Origin of the sequence: Arthrobacter sp. B2a2-09 (assembly GCF_027587375.1) — a bacterium.
Classification (GTDB): domain Bacteria; phylum Actinomycetota; class Actinomycetes; order Actinomycetales; family Micrococcaceae; genus Arthrobacter.
In genome coordinates this window covers 21,878-42,673 of the sequence record NZ_JAMXIC010000004.1, presented here as the reverse complement: position 1 = coordinate 42,673, position 20,796 = coordinate 21,878, and the positions used below count along the sequence as shown (strand labels likewise).

The following is a 20,796-nucleotide window of genomic DNA, read 5'->3' as shown; positions in this document are numbered from 1 at the left end:
AACCGAGCCCCGGGCGGCGAGCGGCGTTACTGGCACCTGTAGGTGTGGCTTGCGTTGGCTTGGTCTGGGTGGAGGTAGGCACAGTCACCGTTGACGTCCCTTCAGAGTAGTTTGCGGTTTCCCGTGTCCACCGTAAGCCTGTGAGCCAGCTCTCACGGCGGTGCAAAATGACCTATAGTGATCAACCATGAGACGTATTGCACAATCAGAAACGACGCCGGAAGCGGCGCTTTCCGGGCAGGTCAGCGTTGACCTGTCTGCGATTTCAGACAACATCAAAGCCCTCAAAAAGCGCACCCCAGCACCGCATTTCATGGCCGTCGTCAAGGGGAACGGCTACGGGCACGGCCTCGTTGATGTTGCCCGCACGGCGGTGGCGGCAGGAGCTGATTGGTTGGGAACCGCTCAGTTGAACGAAGCCATCACATTGCGCCAGGCGGGCATCACAGTGCCGGTTCTTTCATGGCTATATCTGGCATCCCAGACCAGCGCGACCATACGTGAGGCACTCGAGTACGACGTCGACGTTTCGCTTGGGAGCGTCGGTCAACTTGAGGTCCTGGCCGGGATCGCGAGGCAACTGGGCCGCCCCGCCGTCGTGCACCTGGAACTGGACAGCGGCCTCAGCCGCGGCGGCGCGCGCAAGGAGGACTGGCCCGAACTCGTGGCCCAGGCGCGCAAGGCCGAGCAGGACGGCACGGTACTCGTCCGCGGAATCTGGACCCACTTGGCCTGGGCCGACGTCCCCGCACACCCCGGAAACGCCGCGGCCGTAGCGGAGTTCGAGGACGCCGTTCGCGAAGCCCGCGCTGCCGGCCTGGACCCGCAGTTGCGGCACGTATCCAGCTCGGCAAACATCCTGGACCGGCCCGAATTCCACTTCGACATGGTCCGCGCCGGACTGGCGATCTACGGCTTGGCCCCGGCCGACCACCTGGATCCGGCCGACTTCGGACTGCGCCCCGCCTTGAGCGTCACCGCACCGCTCGTCATGGTCAAGAAAGTCCCGGCAGGGACCGGCGTCAGTTACGAACACCAAGCCATCACCCACGAGCCGCGCTACCTCGGGCTCATCCCCCTTGGCTACGCCGACGGCATCCCCAAGGGCATCAGCGGGCGGAGCCTGGTCCAGATCGCCGGACGGAAAGTCCCCGTGATCGGCAAGGTGTGCATGGACCAGTTCATGGTGGACCTCGGTCCGGATGCGTCTGGAGTCGAGGTCGGAGACACGGCGGTTCTGTTCGGCGATCCTGCCGGAGGAGCTGCGAGCGCCGACGATTGGGGCGCCGCCATCGGGAGCCATGGTGACGAGATCATCAACCGGATCGCACCGCGACTCCCCCGTGTGTATGAGTCCGGTGCCTACGAGTGCCCCGATTACCAGGAGGCAGCGAGCGATGTCGCCTGAGCCGACCCCCAGCCGCCTGAGTTTCGTCACGCTAGAGCAGTTCCTGAAGCAGCTGCCGCCCGAGTTGGAGATACTCCACGACGGCGGCAGCGGCGGGGAGCTGCTGCGCTGGGTTGAACCCAGCGAACTGGACGATCCCACCCCCTACCTGCCGGATGGGGAGTTCCTGCTGACCGCGGGGCTCCCTTTCCTGGGGGATGGCGGGTCCAGGGAGAACGTTGACGCTTACGTGAGGCGGCTGGTGGGGGCCAAGGTGGCGGCGCTTGGGTTCGGGATCAGGCCGTATTTCGACGCCGTCCCGGCCGAGCTGCTCAAGGCGTGCCGGCGGCATAAGCTCACCTTGATTGAGATCCCGGAATCCATCCCGTTCGCCGCGATCGGGCTGGAGTTCTCCCAGCTTCTGGAATCGGATAACGCGAAGGTCTTCCGCCAGCTCGCGGACACCAACAGGCAACTCATGCGGGCGGTCCTCTCCCCTCGGCCGGAGCACGAGCTGCTCGCTGCTTTGGTCCAGAAGGTGCCCGTCTGGGCACTTCTCGTCGGAGCGGACGGGCGGGTACGTGCGCGCGCCCACGCTGCCGGCGGCAGCACCGGCGTCGAGCATTCACTGCTGGAGCCCATGCTGGAACGGCTCCTTTCGGGCAGCGGGCCGCGGGTTGAGGTGGACGGCTTTGAGCAGCCGGGATCGGCGATGGTTTTCGGCCACCCGCTGCGGAGCACCAAGGACGCCAATCTGGGCGCCCTGATTCTGGGATCGGATGCTGCGCTGACTCCCGCCCAGAACAGCGTGGTGCAGTCAGTTGTGGGGTTGCTGGAGTTGCTCGTCCGCCAACGGACCAGCGGCTCGCTCGCGCCAAGCCAATTGGCCACGGCATTGTTGCTTCACCCCGAAAGCCTTGCCACCGGTGGGACCCGGCACGTCAACGGGCTCAAGGACCTCCTCGCCCAAAGCCTGTCCTCCACGCGATCCGCTCCCCTGCGCGTGGTCCAAGGCATCAAAGTGGACTCCCCCGAGTGGCCCGCGGGAGACAGCCCGGTGCGCGAGCTATTGCATTGGCGACGCCTGTTCGACACCAAACTGGTGGAAATCACCGAGTACGGATTCGCTGCGATCACTCGTTTGAAGGTGGACGACGCCCTCCTGGCGGACGTCGAAAAGCTGGGTTGGCGGCTCGTGATTGGAGATCCGACGGAGCTGACCGGACTCGCCGCAGCGCACCAGCGCGTGACCTCGCTCCGTTCACGGGTCCAGTCCAGCGGACGGAGCGCCCGGGTGGACGAGATGACATGGTCCGTCACCGGACTCCTGGGACGGGAGGCCGGGTCCATGTTGGCCGCGAGGCTTCTTGAACCCGTGCTTACCTTGGGAGCCGATAAACGCGATCCGCTCTTGGCAGTGCTCCGGGGCTGGCTGAGCGAAAACGGCAGCTGGGACGCCTCCGCCAAACTGCTGGGGTTGCACCGCAACAGCGTGCGCCGCCAGATCGGCCTGCTCGCCGAACTGCTCGACGCCGACCTGAACCAGGCCCAAGTGCGCGCGGAGCTCTGGATCGCGCTGCAGTACACGGACGGTTTGGTGGGCGGAGCGGACTCCTAGTCTTCGGCACTTCCGGGTTGTCGTCTCGGCGCCGCCCGCCTACAGAACTGTCTACGTTTGTGCTTGCGCAACACGTAGACGGTGCCGCGACCACACTGAGAAACGTCGATTTTGCACGTATTTTGCCCCATTCCACCACTTAATTTCGCCGTTTGACCACTGAGACGCGGTTTTCACGGCCTAGCATTCGACTGCCGGCTACACGGCGTCCGCCAGTAGCTCATATCGAAGTGGAGGAACGAAATGCTCACTACGATCGCGTTGAATGCAAGCAGCACGATGGCAGCGGCCCGAACCAAGATTGACGAAATGATTGTTCGTTACGATGGCTGGTTTCTGGTGTTTCTCGCCGTCCTGATGGCGCTTGCTTTTGTATTGCTCGCAGCGATGGCCATCTGGTGCTTGACGCAGGGACGAGGCCGGTTCACTGGCAACTGGAGTTGGAGCCAATGGGGCGTCTCTGTGTTCGTTGAATGCAGGTAACCAGCTGCAAGCCAACCGTCGTGGTGGCACTGACAAGCTGCCACCACGACCAGAGCATCGGAATCGCCCTCATGACTCTCAGCGTTGCCAACGTCAACTACGCCTACAACTCCAGAACCCAAGTGCTTAATGATGTCTCGTTCACGATCGCCGAGGACCAGATCATGGGCCTCATTGGTCCCAACGGGTCCGGGAAGTCCACCCTGATAAAGGTCATCCTGGATCTGCTCCAACTTCAAAGCGGCCGCATCCGCATCGGGTCTGAAAGCAGTCAGAGCCGCAGCGCCAAGATGTCTTCGATCTACCTGTCCAGCAATGATTACCTCCCTGAGTTCCTCACAGGCGAGGAATACCTGCGCTTTATGCACGGCCTCTACCGAGAACCCATGGATCACGCGGCACTGAGGACTCAATTCGTCAGGTACTCCATGCGCGACAGGCACCGCGATTTGATCGAAGACTACTCGCACGGCATGAGGAAGAAATTGCAACTCATCGCCGCGTTCATGCTCCGACGAAGATTTACCGTAATCGATGAAACCCTCAATGGCGTCGACATCGACGCCATCAACCTCTTCGAACGGGACATCCGGAAACTTGCCACAGAAGGCCGGTCAGTTCTGCTGTGCAGTCATGACTTCACCATGTTGGAACACGTCGCTGACGAGCTGGCGCTTCTCATCCAAGGGGCCCTAGTGGTTCAGGCTCCGGTCCGGAAAATTATCCAAGATCACGGCACAATAGCTGACCTTGCGAACGAATTCATTCAAGCAATGGAACCATCATAAATGCGCCTCAAGAGCGTTGTCCTGCTGTTTCGACTGTTCTGGCTCTTCATCGTGAGACGCGTCCTGGGACGAGGACTGCTGGCCAGCCCGGCTGCTCGGCTTTCTGCCATCTTCCTACTCGTTGTCGCGTTCGCCGGATTCAACGCGTTGAGCTATGTGGTCATCCGCCAGTATCTCGGTGGAACCGGCCTACTTGAGCCTGTTCTTCAAGTAGCCAACGCATCCGTCGGATTCTGGGTACTTATTGCGTACACACTAATCCGGGTGCTGTTTATGAAGGCCGATGAGCTTCTAAGGCTCTCCTTCAATCTGCCGGTGACCAACAAGGAAAGGACCATGGCATTTGCGCTGTTTGAGTCGTCCCTCGTCCTCCTCGTGACCGTGTTCATTTTCGGTGCTTTCTCCATTTCAACCGTGCTGATCGAGGGGACGGATTACATTCCGAGGGTTCTGGCGTCCATCTGGTTCCCCGCTATTTCAACGTACCTGCTTCTGAGCCTCGGCTACTATCTGCTTGAGCGTGCTTTACAGGCCCTCAGGATAGCTCGACTTCGTGGCCTGATAGTCCCGATGGTGCTTGCTTTCGGGCTGGCGGTCGCCTTTCCTCAAACCAACGAGCAGGGCAATCAGATTACCGAAAGCTACGTCAACGGGCGGGACTACTTCGCGCCTGCTTTACTCTACGCAAAGCTGCAGGAAGACGTCGGGCTCTTGTTTTCCACTTTAGTGCTGCTTGCGACATCAGCAGCACTAATTCCGGCAATCGTCGCCATCGCACCCAGGAACTACGTTCCGATGCGTCGCTTCTTCGTCTTTCTGCCTTCACGCTTGGCAGATCGCAAGTTCGGCGTTTACATTCTCGTCTTGTTTCGAAGTTTCGAAACAATGGTGGCCGCCTCTTTTATCATCATTTATTCAGTATTCGCCTGGCTCGAGCATTTGGTGTTGCCGCCCTACGCACTTGCCCTCATAACGTTTCAGGGAGTCTATGCATTTTCAAACTCGGAGCCCCTGCGACGCATGGTCACCTATCCGGGCAGCACCGTGGCGAACTACTTACGTCTCATAGGCTCGCAAGGCGTTCTCCTGGTGACTGTGGGCATCCCAGTCATCACGATTTCCGTGGCCCAGGGAGTCGCCTTCGAAACGTGCCTGCCAGTGGCGGGATTCTGCTTGAGCAACATTCTCATATCAACCTTGGTTGGCATCGCTTTCCCTCCCGAGAAGGGAAACCCATTCACTGTCATCATCGGGGTCCTGCTCACGGTGATAGTCGTCATGATTGTGGCACTTGGCTTGAACGTCTTTAACTTTGATCCAATGATCAGTGCGGGAATTTTCACCGCGCTTAACATGCTGGTCGTCTTTTACAGCATCCTGGGTATGCGAAGAATGGAAAGGATTGCACGCCATGAAGTGGCTGCTTAGATTCATCGTCGGGCTGACAGTCTCTTTTGTTGTCACCATGATCGTCGTTGTCGCAAGTTTCATCACCACGATGTTCTCTGCGTCCGAAATAGGAGTCAGGAAATTTGGCCTGTTCGGCGCGCTCTTCTTCGAGCCCCATGCACAGCCCGACGGGGCGACCGCATTGGAAATCGGGGTGTCAAACGGCGCGCCCATCGCTTTTGTCTTCGCGGCATCGCTGGTCTTTTATGTTGCCGTTGCATCAGTCCTGGAACGCCTAAAGCTCCACAAGAAGCGACTCCTGCAAGCGGACCAGGGTTGACCCCTCGAAAGTTCGCCCTCCGGGATGTGACTGCCGGGCTGATAGCCAAGCAACTCATATGGTCATGTAGATTGCCTTTTGCCGCCGCTGCTCTCGGCTTCACGGCGTGCACCTTCCTGGCCACCATGACCACTGACCCGATACTTTTCCAGGCTGGCCTGTGGCTCCTTGCGCATGCACTTTTCCTGCTGGCCGGTTTTCTGGTGCACGAGTCGTCTCACGTCGTGGGTATGCGGCTGTTTCACGGGGTCTCCGACGTCGTGATATCTGCCGGCGTCCTTCGCTTCTCCGTTATTCCCGTCGGGCGTCTCTACGGGTGGCAGATCGCAATCGTGGCGATATTTGGCCCGAGTGCATCATGCTTGGCCGGGGCGGTGGTTGCCCTACTCGCACCCGGTTCATTCCTGCAGTACTGGTTCCTGTTGCATGCAGTCTTCCTTCTGCCATTCTTTGGTGATGGACGCAGCCTCATTCTCGGAATCCGTGCGTGGGCTCGGCCTGTTGGGTTACTCGCGCCCGGGGTCAATTGCTGAGCTGCCCTTCCACGCCATGCACCGAACCTCAACCTTTTGGTGCAGACTCTTCCCACTCCCGGTACAGCTCCGGGCGGCGCTCGCGCAGGTACGGCACCTGTTCCCGGGCGGCCCTGACGCCTTCCGTGGAAATCTCGGCGAACAGCAATGCCGCACCATCCCCGGCAGCAGCGAGCAATGAACCGTCCGGACCGGCGACCACACTACCGCCAAGGAAGTCACAACCGTCCTCGTGGCCACTGTGGTTCGCGTAGGCCACGCTGAGCTGGCTCTCCAGCGCCCGGGCCCGGATCAGGACTTGCGGCACGGCGTCGAAGCCCGCGGACAGGGCGGTTGGAACCAGCAGAAGTTCAGCGCCTCGCATGGCCGCGGCGCGGACAGTTTCGGGAAACTCGACGTCGTAGCAAATCAGCAGCGACGTCTTGACCCCGTTGAAGTCCACGACGCCGGGAGCTGCTTGGGCGGCGGAGAACGCCTTTCGCTCCTCCCCGCCGAAGAGGTGCACTTTGTCGTAGTCCAGAAGCACGGTTCCGTGCGCGTCCAGAAGAGTGGCGGAGATATGCCAGCTGCCATCGGCAGCCGGTGCGGGAAGGCTGTAGACCAGTCCGATTCCGTGCGTGCGGGCGATGTCAGCAAGGCGCTCCCGGATGCCTGGGAGCGCTGCAGCATCCAGCTCCGAGTGGAGCCTCAGCGGCGCGTACCCCACTGGGAAGAGCTCGGGCGTCAGCAGCAAAGCGGCCCCTGCCGTGGCAGCGCGCTGCGCCGCAGCATCGACCGTCTTTAGATTGGCGTCGATGTCCAGGACAACAGCGTTGGCCTGTAGGACGGACAGCAGCATCATTACCACCTCGATAGCACCTTGCATCCCCCGGCAGGCGTTCTTGGGAGACGCGCCCGGGATTACTCGTGATTCCAGACTAGCCAGCCGCAGGCCGGTCCCACAGGACAAATGGACCTGCGGAGGACCCCACGGGGATGGTTCGTACAAATTGGGGGCATAGTTCATGATGCCGATGCAAGTTTACTCCATTGCGTTAACTTCTTGACTGCAACTGTGATTTGAGGCACGCTTCATGTCATGCCTGCAACATCCAGCTCGACGAAGAGCCACCGCAAAAACCCCGGCTCGCAATCAGCGCTGCGCCACCTGAACCAGCAGCGGCTCATCGAATGCCTGCTGAGCGGCCCATCCACCCAGGCCGAACTCGCCAGGCAGACCGGCCTTTCCACGGCAACGGTGTCCAACATCGTCAAGATCATGCAGGACGCGGGGCTCGTCTCCACCGAGCCGATCACCAGCTCCGGACGCCGCGCACTGAACGTCAGGCTCAACAGCAACGGCGCGGTCGCCGTCGGAATCGATTTTGGCCGGCGCCACCTGCGGGTGGTCCTGGCCTCGCTGGGCTATCACATCATCATCGAGGAAACGGTCACGCTTCCCCTTGGCCACCACGCCGAACAGGGCATCAGCGCCGCCGTCGCCCTCCTCAACAAACTATTGATCGAAAGCGGGGTTGACCGGAGCGCGATAGTGGGCGCGGGCGCCGGCATAGCCGGCCCCATCGACCGCCGCTCCGGCACCGTGGCACAGGGTGCCATCCTGCCTGAATGGGTGGGGATCCAGATTCTCGAACGACTGGAGGAAGCCCTCGATCTTCCCGTATACGTTGACAATGACGCCAATCTGGGCGCCCTCTCCGAGGTCACCTGGGGACCCCACAGCGGGATCGGCAACCTCATGTTCCTCAAGATCGGCTCCGGCATCGGAGCGGGCCTCATCATCAACGGCGCGCCCTACTACGGGGCGGTGGGAATCACGGGAGAAATCGGCCATGCGACCATCCACGAATACGGCGCAATCTGCCGCTGCGGCAACCGGGGCTGCCTGGAAACGATGGCTTCCACCACCACCATGATCGAGCTGCTCGGGAAGGGCTCGGGGCTGCACCTCGAGCCCGAGGACATTGTCCGCAACGCCCTGGCGAGGGATCCGGCAACCCTTCGCGTGGTGGACGACGCGGGGCTCGCGGTGGGGCGCGCATTGGGCAATGTGGCGAATCTCATCAATCCGGAAGTCATCGTTGTGGGTGGCCCCTTGGCCGGCCTCGGCGACATCCTCCTGGACCCGATCCGGCGCGGCCTCGTCCGCCATGCGGTGCCTGTAATCGGCGAGACAACGCACCTCGCGATGTCTTCGCTCGGCGCCCGGGCGGAGGCCCTCGGGGCGGCCGCTTTGGTGTTCCAGCACGCCGGAATCAAGCAGTCCTGAACATTTCGTTACCACGCTGTTATCGCCGTCTTGCGTTAAAGTCTTGACGACAAGCGGTGTGATCCAGTTTACTTTCTCATCAGATAGGCTCGCCATCCCCGAGCCGACAACGACGTCAAACATTGGAGGCGCGAGGGTATGTCGACCCCCATAACGCACCAGGATCCGGTTCTTCTCGAGATGCGGTCCATCACTAAGGAATTCCCCGGCGTGAAGGCGCTCTCGGACGTTAGCCTCCGGGTCAAGGTGGGCGAAATCCACGCGATCTGCGGCGAAAACGGTGCAGGAAAGTCCACGTTGATGAAGGTGCTCTCCGGGGTTTACCCCTACGGCAGCTACGACGGCGACATCGTGTACCAGGCGGAAGTCCAGCAGTTCAAGGACATCCGGGCCAGCGAGCATGCGGGAATCGTGATCATCCACCAGGAACTGGCACTGATCCCCGAGCTTTCCATCATGGAAAACATCTTCCTCGGCAACGAACCCGTCCGTCGTGGCATCATCGACTGGGCCGAGGCACGCAAGCGGTCAATCGAACTGCTCGCACGGGTTGGCTTGCGCGAGAACCCGGATACCCCGATCAAGGAAATCGGCGTCGGCAAGCAGCAGCTGGTGGAAATCGCCAAGGCGCTGAACAAGTCCGTCAAGCTGCTCATCTTGGACGAGCCCACTGCCGCCCTCAACGAATCGGACTCCCAGCACTTGCTGGATCTGATCCTTGGCCTCAAGGGCCGGGGCATCACGTCCATCATCATTTCCCACAAGCTCAATGAGATCGAGCAGATCGCGGACGAGATCACCATCATCCGCGATGGCAAATCCATCGAGACGCTCAACGTGGTGGAAGACGGCGTCGACGAGGACCGCATCATCAAGGGCATGGTCGGGCGGACGCTCGAGTCCCGCTTCCCCGACCACACGCCGAAGATCGGCGAGGTGTTCTTCGAGGTCAAGGATTGGAACGTCGGGCATCCCCAGATCCAGGACCGCTTGGTCTGCAAGAACTCCAACTTCCACGTGCGCCGCGGCGAAATCGTCGGCTTTGCCGGCCTGATGGGCGCAGGCCGCACCGAGCTTGCCCGCTCCGTCTTCGGCCACTCTTACGGCCGGTTCATCTCGGGGCAGGTGTACAAGGACGGCAAGCCGATCACCATGCGCAGCGTCCGCCAGGCGATCGACGCCGGTCTCGGCTACGTCACGGAGGACCGCAAGAGCCTGGGACTGAACCTCCTGGACGACATCAAGACCACTACGGTGTCTGCCAACTTGAAGAAGATCAGCCGGGGAATCGTTGTGGACACCAACAAGGAGTTCATGGTGGCCGAGCAATACCGGAAGTCGCTGCGCACCAAGACGCCGTCGGTGGAGGAAGGCGTCTCGAAGCTCTCCGGCGGAAACCAGCAAAAGGTGGTTCTCGCCAAATGGATGTTCACGGATCCTGACCTTCTCATCCTGGATGAACCCACACGCGGAATCGACGTCGGCGCCAAGTACGAGATCTACGGCATCATCCAGCAGCTGGCCAACCAAGGGAAGGGCGTGATTGTGATTTCCTCCGAACTCCCCGAGCTGCTGGGCCTCTCGGACCGTATCTACACCATCTTCGAGGGCTCCATCACTGGCGTGCTCAACAAGGAAGAAGCCAGCCAGGAGAGCCTCATGAAGCTCATGACATCCAGCCGCAAAGCCGCCTGACCCCGGTCATCTCCAGAACCACACGGACACAAGGACCCAAAACAATGAACGCGCTCAAGAAGCTATTCGGTGGCAACACCCGCCAATTCGGGATGATCTTTGCCCTGGTTGCGCTCGTCATCTTCTTCCAGATCTTCACCGACGGCCGAACGCTGACCCCCGGCAACGTCATCAACCTTTTCAACGGCAACTCCTACATCCTGATCCTGGCCATTGGCATGGTCCTGGTCATCATCGCCGGCCACATCGACCTTTCCGTAGGTTCGGTAGCGGCCTTCGTCGGTATCTCGGTGGCCCTGGCCATCAGGGACTGGCACCTGCCCTGGTTCGCAGCAGTCCTGTTCGGTCTCCTGCTCGGCGCCCTGATCGGAGCCTGGCAAGGATTCTGGACGGCATACGTCGGCATTCCGGCATTCATCGTGACCCTGGCGGGCATGCTGCTGTTCCGCGGTTTCAACCAGTTCGTCGGCAAGTCAAACACCGTTCCGGTCCCCGAAGACTTCCAGTACCTGGGCTCGGGCTACCTGCCCGAGGTGGGGCCGAGCACGGGATATAACAACCTGACTCTCCTGCTGGGCCTTATCGCCGTCGCGTTCGTGATTTTCAGCGAACTGCGCAGCCGCCGCAACGCTCAGGCGCTGGGCGCCGAAGTCCCTGAAACATGGGTGATGATCACCAAGCTCGTGCTGGTCAACGCCGCCATCCTGTACGCGACCTACCTCTTCGCCACGGGCCGCCCCGGCACCTCGTTCCCCATCCCGGGACTCATCCTCGCCGTGCTGGTCCTCATCTACGGTTTCATTTCCGCCAAGACGGTCATTGGCCGCCACATCTACGCAGTCGGCGGCAACCGCCACGCGGCCGAGCTCTCCGGAGTTCAGTCCAAGAAGGTCAACTTCATGGTCATGATGAACATGTCCATCCTTGCCGGCCTCGCCGGCATGATCTTCGTGGGCCGCTCCACCGCTTCAGGTCCGTTTGACGGCGTCGGCTGGGAACTGGATGCCATCGCGGCCGTATTCATCGGTGGCGCCGCGGTCACCGGTGGCGTGGGCACTGTGATCGGCTCGATCGTCGGTGGCCTCGTCATGGCTGTCCTCAACAACGGCCTCCAACTCCTCGGCGTCGGCGCAGACCTCACCCAGATCATCAAGGGCCTCGTGCTGCTGGCAGCAGTCGCCTTCGACGTCTACAACAAGACCCAGGGCAAGAAATCGATCATCGGAATGATGATGAAGAACTTCGGCCGGAGCAGCGAAAACGCTCCAGACGAAACATCCTCAACCAGGGAAACCATCTCCAAGGAAGCCTGATCGGCTTCAGGACGACTTGTTCCATCCACAACAAAGAAAGCGAAGCAAGATATGCGAATGTTTGGTAAAGCAGGAAAGGCAGCAGCGGTTGCTGCGATCGCGGCACTGGCGCTGACGGCCTGCGGCCGTACGGACAGCGGCAGCACCGGCGGTTCATCGAGCGGCAGCGAGGCATTCCCCAAGGGTTCCTCGATCGGCGTCGCGCTCCCCCAGAAAACCAGTGAGAACTGGGTCCTGGCAGAGAAGCTCTTCAACGACGGGCTCACGAGCGCAGGTTTCAAGCCGGATGTGCAGTTCGCCAACGGCGGCGTTTCGGAGCAGCAGAACCAGATCAGCGCCATGATCACCAAGGGTGACAAGCTCATCATCGTCGGCGCGATCGACGGCGCGCAGCTGGGTACGCAGCTCAAGCAGGCCAAGGACGCCGGCGCCACTGTCATCGCTTATGACCGCCTCCTGCTGAACACCGCCAACGTGGACTACTACGTGGCCTACGACAACTTCAAGGTCGGCGTGCTGCAGGGCCAGGCCCTGCTGGACGGACTCAAGTCCAAGAAGGCGAACGGCCCGTACAACATCGAGCTGTTTGCAGGTTCCCCCGATGACGCCAACGCGAAGGTCTTCTTCGACGGCGCCATGAGCATCCTGCAGCCGAAGATCACTGACGGAACCCTCAAGGTGGTTTCCGGCCAGACATCCTTCGAACAGGCCGTCACCCAGGGCTGGAAGGCAGAAAACGCCCAGAAGCGCATGGATACCCTGCTCGCAGGTACCTACACGAGCGCGTCGCTGGACGGTGTCCTGTCCCCGAACGACACCCTGGCCCGCGCCATCCTGACCTCGGTCAAGGCGGCCGGCAAGCCGCTGCCGATCGTGACCGGCCAGGACTCCGAAGTTGAGTCGGTCAAGTCCATCCTTGCAGGCGAGCAGTACTCCACCATCAACAAGGACACCCGCAAGCTCGTTGAGCACGCCATCACCATGGTCCAGGACGTCCAGTCCGGCAAGACCCCGGAAATCAACGACACCAAGTCCTACAACAACGGTGTCAAGACCGTGCCGGCATACCTGCTGCCTCCGGTCATCGTGACCCTGGCCAACGTGAAGACGGCCTACGTCGACGATCCGGTACTCGGCCCGATCACGAAGTAGTAGTTCTCATCTAGGCACCAGCGACGGCGGCCATCCCCACTCAAGGGGGTGGCCGCCGTCGTTGGGTCCGGTTCCAGGCGCCGTCGGGCAACGCTTCACAGGCCCCGCATAGCAACAGCAACACAGCCGCACAGCCGCGGTGCGCACTGTTAGGTGAGCAGGCGCGCCGCTGGGGCGGGCCAGGTCCAAAAGGAGAATCGTGAGCGTCCTCGCCCGGAGTGTAGGCAATGCCTTCCGCAACAAGATAAGAACCGCGGCTGTAGTGGCAGTGCTGGCCGTCGCGATCGGGCTGGCGCTGGCCATGCTCGTGGCCAACCAAGCCGTAGGCGGCAAAGTCCAGGAGCTCAACGCCTCCGTGGGCACGGTCCTGACCGTGAACCCCGCCGGTGCGCAGGGCTTCGACGGCGGTGGCGAGCCGCTCACCACGGCCCAGACCGCGACGGCGGCAGCCGTACCGAACGTCGTTTCCGTGGTGGGCACCAAGGCTCTGCGGCTGGAGACCGCAACGGCGGCCTCCGCCTCAACCACCGGCACCACGGCGCAACAGGCCGGACCGGGTGGCGGTCCCGGCGGCGGCACGAGCGTCACCACAAACCTTCAGGCCGCCATCGACGCCGGCACGCTCGGCAATCGCAACAACACCAGCGGCAGCACCGGATCGGGAAACACGGGCACGGGCAACACCGGAACCGCGCCGACGTTCTCGCTGCCCATCACGGCTACAGGTATCGGCGCCGAGGTGGACACCGCCGGCAAGGCCCTGAACATCACCAGCGGCACAGGCCTGGGCGACTACACCGTGGCTAGCACCAAGGCCCTCGTCGGAACCACGCTCGCGACAAAGAACAACCTCAAGGCCGGCTCAACGTTCACCATTGCCGGCAAGACGTTCACGGTGGCGGGCATCTTCGACGCCGGCACCACTTTCGGCAACAACGCCGTGTACACGACACTCGCCGAGGCCCAGGCCCTCGCCGCAACTCCGGGCGAGCTCTCCAGCATGGTGGTGACGGTCAACAGCATGGCGAACGTGGATGCTGCCAAGACGGCGCTGCAGACTGCCCTCGGCTCCAGTAAGGCCGACGTGACGCAGGGCCAGCGAAACCTCGACACCGCCGTTAGTTCCTTGGACAGCGTCAAGAACATTTCATTGGTGGCCTTCATCGCGGCACTCGGCACCGCCGGCCTGATCATCTTGCTCATCATGGTCATGCTGGTCCGGGAGCGCCGCCGTGAGATCGGCGTCCTGAAGGCCATCGGCGCCCGCAACCGGACCATCGGCTTGCAGTTCGTACTCGAAGCCCTCGTCCTCGTGGCGCTCGGCAGCGTCGTTGGCGCTGCAATTGCTTCCGTCGCCAGCGGCGGCATCGCATCGGCATTGATCAGTTCCAACAGCTCGACGGCGGCCACGAGCCAGCGCGGCCCCGGCGGCGGAGGCTTCGGCGGCGCTGGTCTTCCCGGCGGGGGCGGTCCCTTCGGCGGAGCCTCCCAGCTGCTGACCTCCGTGACGGCGAGCGCCTCCCCCGGCGTCATTGCCGCCGGCGTTGCCGCGGTCTTCGGCGTCGCCGTCGTGGGTGCCCTGGTACCAGCGCTGCTCACAGCCCGCATCCGCCCCATCGAAGTCCTCCGAGGAGAATAGCCATGATTGAAGTCAAAGACCTGGTCCGCCAGTTCAAGTCCGGCGACCGCACCATCAAGCCAGTCAATGGCGTGAGCTTCGAGCTCGAAAAAGGCACCCTCGCCTCGATCGTGGGGAAGAGCGGCAGCGGAAAGAGCACCCTGCTCTCCCTGCTCGGCGCCTTGGACAAGCCAACCAGCGGGGACGTCGTAGTGGATGGGGTCAGCCTGGCCGGGCTTCCCGCCGGCAAACTCACCGAATACCGACGCCGGGACATCGGCTTCGTTTTCCAGCAGTTCAACCTCATCCCCAACCTCTCGGCAGTGGACAACGTGATGTTGCCCATGGAGTTCGCCGGAATGCGGAAGGCTGCCCGCTTGGAGCGGGCGCGGTCCCTCCTGGAGCAGGTGCAGCTGGATCCGGAGAAACAGTCCCGGCGTATCAACAAGCTCTCGGGCGGCGAGCAGCAACGGGTTGCCATTGCCCGGGCGCTGGCCAATGAGCCCAAGCTCATCCTGGCCGACGAGCCCACCGGCAACCTGGATGAGCAGACCGGTGAGCACATCATCGAACTGCTGAGTTCGTTGAGCCGGGACCACAACACCACCATTCTGGTGGTGACGCACGATCGGAGCCTGGCTCAGAAAACCGAGCGCCGCTTCAGGCTTCAGCAAGGCAAACTGAGCGAGGAAACTGTGCGTCCGAGGGTCGCTGCAGGGGCCTGATCGGCTCTTCAGAGCTAGCGGACGAGAGGGCCGGGAATCGCAAGGTTCCCGGCCCTTCCGTCTTGAGCGCGGGAGGCCTTAGAAGCGAATCGCGTCGATAACCTTGACGCGCACCGCCACCAGTGCGGGGATGGCCCCGGCCAACGCACCCACCAACACAGCTGCTCCGAAACCGAGCATGGCCGCTTCGATGGGGAACGGCGGGTACTGGCTGAGGGCTGGGGCAACCTTTGATTGGATCCAGGGGTGTTTGACCACCGCCACCGCCACCATGACGCCGGCCAGACCTGCTACCGCCGTGGCCACGACGGACTCCATCATCACACCCAGGAAGATCCGCCCCGAGGTGGCTCCGAAACTCCTCCGGATCCCGATTTCCCGCACCCGGTAGCGGACGGTGACCATCGAGATGTTCAACATCCCCACCGCACCCAGCAAGAGAACCAGGCCCGCAATACCGCCCACCACCAACTGCACCGGAGCCAGCGGATCTCCTTGGGCGGCGAAGTCCATGCGCTGAGCCATAATGTGCATTTCCGGGAACTGCTGCGCCAAGTCGGCTTGGATGGCGGCCGAGAGCATTTCAGCCTGTGCGTCCGGCACCCACACCTTGAATTGCCCACCGAGCTGGTTGACTCCCATTTGCCTGGCGGCGCCGGACAGTATGTACGCCGCCGGGGGTGCATCCGGCCACGTGTCCGGCACGACGCCGATGATCACTGCATTCGATTCCTGCTCGCCTGCGGTCTTGATGCCGGGCTGCAAGGCAAGGTTGGGCCTGCCAGCCGCGTTGTAGAACGCTTCAGAGACGACGACGGCGGGCGCCAGCCGCTGTTCGTCGTCGCTGGCAAACCAGGACCCTTGCTGCAACTCCAGACGGTGAATGACCTCATATCCGGGGTCCACCACCATCAATTGAACAGGCTGGACACCGCGAGGGAATTGGAACGGCTGCTCGGCGTGGCCCTCGTGCGTGGAGAAAGCAATGCCGTAACGGTCAACGATGGACTGATAGGCCGCATCCAGACGTGCTGGATCCGGCTGGGTTGGACCATTGACCCCGAGTCCGAGGGTGGCTGAGCGTCCGCCGTTACGTTCGGACGAGGCTTTGAAGCCCTCGCGCGCAAGATTGCCGACGCCCACCACGGAGGTGAGTGCGGCGACGGACAGGGCCACGCCCAGCAGGGCCAACAAGATCCGGACTTTGTTGATCCGCAGTTCCTGCCACGCCTCCACCATGGCAGACATGAAGCCGATCATGGAAGGACCTCCGACGAGTCTGGCTCGGAGGCGACTGGCTCCGAAAGTTCTGACTCTGGGGGCGCTGGTTCCGAGGGCGTCAGGCCGTCTGTGGGCTGCAGGACACCCGCGTCTAGTCGGTAGCGAGACCGCGCCAGGGCGGCCACATTGCTGTCATGGGTGATGGTCACGAGTGCCGCTGCGGACTCCGTGGCGACCTCGTCGAGCAGTGCCATGACCAACTGGCCGGTCTCGACGTCGAGCGCGCCCGTGGGTTCGTCGGCGAGGATCAGTCGAGGCCTCCGGACTAGGGCACGCGCGATGGCCACCCGCTGCTGCTCGCCACCCGAGAGCATGTTCGGCATGGTCCGGGCACGGCCGGCAAGTCCAACACGGTCCAACATATCCATCGCCAATTCACGGCGCCGCAGGAAATCGCGGCCGCGGGCGTAGAGAAGGGGCGTGATGACATTGTCCAGCGCGCTGCGGCCCGGGAGCAGGTTGAACTGCTGGAACACGAAGCCCACCGTGGAGCCTCGAAGCCGTGCACGCGCGTTGCCTCGGAGTTGTAGCACAGGTGTGCCAACAAACCGGAGTTCGCCGGACGTGGGCACGTCCAACAGACCCAGGAGGTTCAGCAGCGTTGACTTCCCGCAGCCGGAGCGGCCGATGATCGCGGTGTGGTCGCCGGCGGAAATCTCAAGGTCGATCCCGCGGAGGATATGAAGCTTCTGCTCGTCAGGGAGCACCACCGTGCGCGTGACTCCGCGCAGGCTTACGAGGCTATCCATGCCTAGCCGCCCGCCGGACCGTAGGTGACCGCTCCCGGCCCGTAGCCTTGCTGGGAGGGAACCGCCGGAGCGCCGGGGACGAATTCAAGTACCTGTTCGCCTTCGGCGAGGCCAGAGAGCACCTCCACCTTGGAGCCGTCGTTGAGGCCCAGCTTCACAGGCCGTTGTTCTGGCGCTTTGCCCTCGGCAGCAGCGCCGGCCATCCAGACAATTCCCTCTTTGACACTGCCCTTCACGGAGGTCAGCGGGACGGTCACCACGTCCTTGGCTTCACCCGCACTCACCGTCATGGTTGCTCCTAGACCGGCAAAAACTTCCGTGCCGGCCGGAACAGGGCAACTCAGCGTCCCGGTGCTCGCGCCGCCAGTCTGTGTTTCCCCGCCCGGTCCAGGCGCTGCGGCCACCGGTAGTGCGCCAGCAGGCGCGGCCATGCCAACGCCGCCGGTTCCGCTCCCGCCGGTAGTAGCTCCGGCGTCGTTGGCGTTGTTCCTTAGAGTCACTGCAGGGCAGGCGAATGGAGCCGGCCCGCCCACCAGGGAAATCTGCGCCGAGCCTGGCTTGGCAAGAAGCCGAAACTGTTGTGCGGCGTTGACAGCACCGGAAACCGTGAAGGTCCCGGGATCAACCTTGCCCACGGCTTCGCCCACGCTTAACTGCTGGTCAAGGAGGGCAGTCAGTTCATTGAGCTTGCCGGCGGCAGGGGCGAGCACGTCGGTGTACACGTACACGGGTTCAGACGTGCTCTTTTCCGCGGGCGTTGTTGCAGTGCTGGCAGGCTTGGTCCGCTCGGACTTGACCTGGAAGAGCTGGTCCCCCTTGGCCACGGCCACGCCTTGCTCCACGTAGATATGGACGACAGTTCCCGCCGCCGTGCTCCGGACACCAATAACGGGATCGCTCTGGACAGTGGCCTTGACCTGGACCGTATTAGTGACCGTTGCACGAGCCGCGGGCACAACAGGCGTCTCCACCCTGGCCATCGGGGCCGGCTCGGCACCCTGCGGCTTCAAGCCATCTATAAAGGCGATCTTCACCAAGGCCGCGGCGATCACTGCGAAAACCAGCAGCCACGCCACAGGCAAAATGACACGTCGAAAAACACCCATCCCTGCTCCATTCGGTAACTCCCCACAGAACCTCTCTGCGAGGGATGATGACCATCAGCCTAGGCGATGGCTCCGACGAAATAGACACAGCTTGTGACCTGAGCGCGTCCTGTAAACCACACGGGGCAATGAGAGGATAGGCCGCATGAGTCTGCATATCGCCAAGCCGTGGTTGTTCAGCCAGCCGAACCAGGATCCCCGCTCAGCCACCGGCGAGGCTCTGAACTGGGGCATCATCGCCACAGGTGGGATCGCTAGAACCGTGAGCGGCGACCTCGCCCAGCTTGAGGACGCAAACCTCTACGCGGTGAGTTCCCGGCGCCAGGAATCCGCGGATGCCTTTGCTGCCGCGCATGGGGTCACGAAGTCCTACGGGGACGACGGCGGCGTGCCCGGCTACCAGCGGCTGCTCGCCGATGACGCCGTCGACGTGGTCTATGTGGCCACTCCGCACGCCCAGCACTTCGAGATCGTCAGGGACGCCCTCAACGCGGGCAAGCACGTTCTGTGCGAGAAATCTTTGACCATCAACGGCCGTGAAGCGGCAGAGCTGGTCGCTTTGGCCCGGGAGCGGAAATTGTTCCTGATGGAGGCTGTTTGGAGTCGCTTCCTACCAAGTATCCAGAGGGCATTCGCCATTGCCGCGTCCGGCGAGCTGGGCGAAATCAAGTGGGTCAGCGCCGACCTTGGTTTCCCTGCCCCCTACAATCCTTCCGCCCGCATCTGGGCCCCGGCGGACGGTGGCGGAGCCCTTTTGGACCTCACGGTGTATGCCCTGCTGTGGCCATTGGGCACCCTAGGTTTCCCGCAGTCAGTCAGCGCGATCGGCACTTTGACGGACGACGGCATCGACTCCCAGAATGCGCTCACGCTGGCTTACGACGGCGGTGCTATCGCCCAGCTGACCTCTTCTTTGCTGGCCCATGGGCCGCGCTCGGCGTCGGTTGCCGGTTCGAAGGGCTTCCTCCAGACGCAAGGGTCCATCAACAATCCGCGCGAGCTTGTAATTCGAACTGGCTGGGACGAACCGCGAATCGAACGCTTTGACGCGGTAGGGATCGGCTACACCTACGAGCTGCGTGAGGTTACGCGCTGTGTCCAGCAAGGACTGACTGAGAGTCCCGTGATGCCCTTGGACGATTCGCTGAACACCATGCGTCTCTTCGACGGGGTGCGATCCCAGCTCGGAGTCCGATACGCCAACGACGCCCGCTGAGCTGAATGCCGAATCCGTCGGCCACGGAGGAGATTCCATCCAACGTCTGGACTAGTTAACTAGTGAGGCCTAGGATGGGAGCGATCGTCGATCCAAGCTGACGCTGGGGGGTGTCGAGATGGAAGCTAAGCGAAGTAAGTCGCGCGTTCTTCATGTTCTCCGCTCCGTCATGCTCGCTGGCGCCGGTGCCGTCGTTTGGATGGCCCTCTCCTCCACGGCAGCCAACGCTGATTCCGGGAACACCAACCACACCCTTCTGGGCGGCGCGGGCTCCGCAGTGTCAAACGTCGTGCAAAACGCTGCGGCGGGACTTTCCGGAACCCTCGGCAATGCCGTTTCGGGAAGCGCCGGATCGGCGTCGGCAGCGGATTCCGTTCCAGCCCCTGTGGTCCATCTACCAGCGGTCGTCCCGCAGTTGGCCCGGAGCGTTGACCAACTTGTGGCCAGCACGCCCGTGGTCAGCGCAGTACTTCCTGAGGGGACCGTTGGTGCCGTGACTGCACGCGTTGTATCGCCAGCAGCCAGCGCGGTTGACGGGATTGGGTCAAGCGTTGGTTCCTTGGTTGGCCGCGTCGTTACCCCGGCGCTGGGCGCCGTCGGGCCCGCAGTGCAGGCGCTTCCCGTCATTCTCCCAGTGACCATCTCCGGCATACCCGCAACGACTCCCGCCGTTGACCTCCTCGGTGATCTCGAGGCGAGCGGAACTCCTTCTGGGCAATCCTCGGTTCTTGGGTCCGTTGCTGGTGGCTTGCCGCCCGTTGCTGTTAAAGCCGCGGCTCCGCTGTTTGTCCTTGGTGGCCACGAGGGCCTGCCGGTGCTGGCTGGTGCACCGTGGAACCAAGCCTCCTGGAACAGCGGGGCCAGCGGTCCTTCGGCGTCCAACGCGGCATTCCCGCGCGGTGCACCAGGCGGCAGCGACACTGTAAGCGGATCTGCGGCCCTTTCCAGCAATCCTTCGGGGGCTGCTGCAGCTTGGCTCCAAGGCACAAACCTGTTTTACCCCTTGGCTGGGACCCTCGTGTCCACGGCTGCTGCCGGCAGTGTTCCGGCTCCGGTGTCGTTTGACCCGGGTTCTTCCCCTGACTAGTTCCGAGCCCCGCCGCCTCCCCAGAAGACCATTCTGGGCCGTGGCAA

General features: G+C 62.5%; 19 protein-coding genes. 15 read left to right on the top strand and 4 right to left on the bottom strand.

All coding sequences use genetic code 11. The features are described from left to right. Window positions 1–187 precede the first annotated feature (187 nt). The 7 genes from alr to NFJ07_RS05795 all read left to right on the top strand — a co-directional run bounded on the left by alr (window position 188) and on the right by NFJ07_RS05795 (window position 6,538). A complete protein-coding gene (alr, locus tag NFJ07_RS05825) occupies window positions 188–1,408 on the top strand; it encodes an alanine racemase (protein WP_269993153.1) in 1,221 nt (406 codons plus the stop codon). Continuing rightward, entirely contained in the window at window positions 1,398–3,005 is a 1,608-nt protein-coding gene (locus NFJ07_RS05820; RefSeq protein WP_269993152.1) for a PucR family transcriptional regulator, read from the top strand. Before alr ends, NFJ07_RS05820 begins: the two co-directional genes overlap by 11 nt. A gap of 243 nt (window positions 3,006–3,248) precedes the next feature. Then, on the top strand, window positions 3,249–3,488 hold the full coding sequence (locus tag NFJ07_RS05815) for a hypothetical protein (protein ID WP_269993151.1): 240 nt from the start codon (window positions 3,249–3,251) through the stop codon (window positions 3,486–3,488). Then, window positions 3,479–4,276, top strand: coding sequence for an ATP-binding cassette domain-containing protein (locus NFJ07_RS05810; RefSeq protein ID WP_269993150.1), 798 nt, complete (start codon window positions 3,479–3,481; stop codon window positions 4,274–4,276). Before NFJ07_RS05815 ends, NFJ07_RS05810 begins: the two co-directional genes overlap by 10 nt. Continuing rightward, window positions 4,277–5,704 carry a hypothetical protein gene (locus tag NFJ07_RS05805; protein ID WP_269993149.1) on the top strand — a complete coding sequence of 476 codons (1,428 nt, stop codon included), beginning with the start codon at window positions 4,277–4,279 and terminating at the stop codon, window positions 5,702–5,704. After that, entirely contained in the window at window positions 5,688–6,005 is a 318-nt protein-coding gene (locus NFJ07_RS05800; protein ID WP_269993147.1) for a hypothetical protein, read from the top strand. The genes NFJ07_RS05805 and NFJ07_RS05800 overlap by 17 nt, the downstream gene beginning before the upstream one ends. Window positions 6,006–6,076: 71 nt before the next feature. Further along, window positions 6,077–6,538, top strand: a complete 462-nt coding sequence (locus NFJ07_RS05795) for a hypothetical protein (protein ID WP_269993145.1) — start codon at window positions 6,077–6,079, stop codon at window positions 6,536–6,538. A gap of 28 nt (window positions 6,539–6,566) precedes the next feature. On the opposite strand, the gene NFJ07_RS05790 is transcribed toward NFJ07_RS05795, so the two are convergent. Continuing rightward, window positions 6,567–7,376: a nitrilase-related carbon-nitrogen hydrolase gene (locus tag NFJ07_RS05790; protein WP_442865300.1), complete on the bottom strand. Its 810-nt coding sequence runs from the start codon at window positions 7,374–7,376 to the stop codon at window positions 6,567–6,569. Between the two features lie 240 nt (window positions 7,377–7,616). Between NFJ07_RS05790 and NFJ07_RS05785 the strand changes: the two genes are divergently transcribed. From NFJ07_RS05785 to NFJ07_RS05760, 6 genes are all read left to right on the top strand, one after another. Next, entirely contained in the window at window positions 7,617–8,807 is a 1,191-nt protein-coding gene (locus NFJ07_RS05785; RefSeq protein WP_269993141.1) for an ROK family transcriptional regulator, read from the top strand. 138 nt (window positions 8,808–8,945) lie between these two features. After that, window positions 8,946–10,502 (top strand): multiple monosaccharide ABC transporter ATP-binding protein, encoded by a 1,557-nt coding sequence (mmsA, locus tag NFJ07_RS05780; RefSeq protein WP_269993139.1) that lies wholly within the window; start codon window positions 8,946–8,948, stop codon window positions 10,500–10,502. 44 nt (window positions 10,503–10,546) lie between these two features. Continuing rightward, on the top strand, window positions 10,547–11,815 hold the full coding sequence (gene mmsB / locus NFJ07_RS05775; protein ID WP_269993136.1) for a multiple monosaccharide ABC transporter permease: 1,269 nt from the start codon (window positions 10,547–10,549) through the stop codon (window positions 11,813–11,815). A 51-nt stretch (window positions 11,816–11,866) separates the two neighbouring features. Continuing rightward, entirely contained in the window at window positions 11,867–12,967 is a 1,101-nt protein-coding gene (locus NFJ07_RS05770) for a substrate-binding domain-containing protein (RefSeq protein WP_269993134.1), read from the top strand. Between the two features lie 199 nt (window positions 12,968–13,166). Continuing rightward, window positions 13,167–14,606 (top strand): ABC transporter permease, encoded by a 1,440-nt coding sequence (locus tag NFJ07_RS05765; RefSeq protein WP_269993132.1) that lies wholly within the window; start codon window positions 13,167–13,169, stop codon window positions 14,604–14,606. 2 nt (window positions 14,607–14,608) lie between these two features. Then, the gene (locus tag NFJ07_RS05760; RefSeq protein ID WP_269993131.1) at window positions 14,609–15,310 is read left to right on the top strand and encodes an ABC transporter ATP-binding protein; all 702 of its coding nucleotides are present in this window, start codon (window positions 14,609–14,611) and stop codon (window positions 15,308–15,310) included. 78 nt (window positions 15,311–15,388) lie between these two features. Here NFJ07_RS05760 and NFJ07_RS05755 read toward each other — a convergent pair whose 3' ends face one another. The 3 genes from NFJ07_RS05755 to NFJ07_RS05745 are packed head-to-tail and all read right to left on the bottom strand — an operon-like array spanning window position 15,389 to window position 18,446. Continuing rightward, the gene (locus tag NFJ07_RS05755; protein WP_269993130.1) at window positions 15,389–16,570 is read right to left on the bottom strand and encodes an ABC transporter permease; all 1,182 of its coding nucleotides are present in this window, start codon (window positions 16,568–16,570) and stop codon (window positions 15,389–15,391) included. Next, on the bottom strand, window positions 16,567–17,340 hold the full coding sequence (locus tag NFJ07_RS05750) for an ABC transporter ATP-binding protein (protein ID WP_269993129.1): 774 nt from the start codon (window positions 17,338–17,340) through the stop codon (window positions 16,567–16,569). The genes NFJ07_RS05755 and NFJ07_RS05750 overlap by 4 nt, the downstream gene beginning before the upstream one ends. 2 nt (window positions 17,341–17,342) lie before the next feature. Then, a complete protein-coding gene (locus NFJ07_RS05745; RefSeq protein ID WP_269993128.1) occupies window positions 17,343–18,446 on the bottom strand; it encodes an efflux RND transporter periplasmic adaptor subunit in 1,104 nt (367 codons plus the stop codon). A gap of 145 nt (window positions 18,447–18,591) precedes the next feature. Here NFJ07_RS05745 and NFJ07_RS05740 point away from each other — a divergent pair, with 145 nt between their 5' ends. Beyond that, entirely contained in the window at window positions 18,592–19,662 is a 1,071-nt protein-coding gene (locus tag NFJ07_RS05740) for a Gfo/Idh/MocA family protein (protein WP_269993127.1), read from the top strand. 118 nt (window positions 19,663–19,780) lie between these two features. Next, window positions 19,781–20,749 carry a hypothetical protein gene (locus NFJ07_RS05735; protein ID WP_269993126.1) on the top strand — a complete coding sequence of 323 codons (969 nt, stop codon included), beginning with the start codon at window positions 19,781–19,783 and terminating at the stop codon, window positions 20,747–20,749. Window positions 20,750–20,796 lie beyond the last annotated feature (47 nt).